1 protein-coding gene is annotated in these 682 nt (G+C 40.5%); it reads left to right on the top strand.

What is annotated here, in order from left to right; translation table 11 throughout:
* On the top strand, window positions 1–682 hold a 682-nt coding region (locus DRF57_RS23815), incomplete at both ends, for a hypothetical protein (RefSeq protein WP_157969933.1).

Below are 682 nucleotides of genomic sequence, written 5' to 3'. Positions count from 1 at the left end.
CAATTATGCAAAATTTGCCAAACAATACTTCTTTTCTGTTACCGATATGAATAAAGATGGAAAATCCGATATTGTTCAGGTTTTCTCCTACAATCAGATTAATACTTTATATGCAAACGGGTACAGAGATTTCGGATATGTGGTCAGTGCAAAAATGGCCAATGGTTCTGAAACTGACGGAACACCGAATTTCACTGCTAACTGGCTATTTCAAAGCCCTGTATATGGCACACCGGATATTACAGACCTTACATTGTTTTCCCCTATCACCAGCCCGATAAAATCCGGGAATAATTATTACAATGTTTTTTTATACTGGAAACAATACCTTAAAAAAATAAAAGGTCCTACCGCGGTTTCCGAACTGGCCAGGATAAGTTCAATTACCCAGGGAGGGGTGACTACCTCGGTAAAGTATCTGGAAATGATTCCGGATAATACCACGAATGCCAGTTTTTATAAAAAAGAGAAGAAAGCATTTTATCCTTATTATTCTTTAAGCAGAGTAGACCAGCTATATGCTGTTTCCCAGCTTCAGCAGGAAGACAGAAAGCAGGACTTCCGGTACAGGGGGCTCACGGGGAACCTGCAAGGGAAAAAAATGATCGGTTATCACCAGACCGCACAGTCTTCCTGGTATGCTGATGGATTCGAAAACACCAAAATCTGGTCAGGATCAGAA

This window comes from Chryseobacterium rhizosphaerae (assembly GCF_003385455.1).
Lineage (GTDB): Bacteria > Bacteroidota > Bacteroidia > Flavobacteriales > Weeksellaceae > Chryseobacterium > Chryseobacterium rhizosphaerae.
Note: the sequence above shows the minus strand (reverse complement) of the source record. Positions and strands in the feature narration are given on the sequence as shown.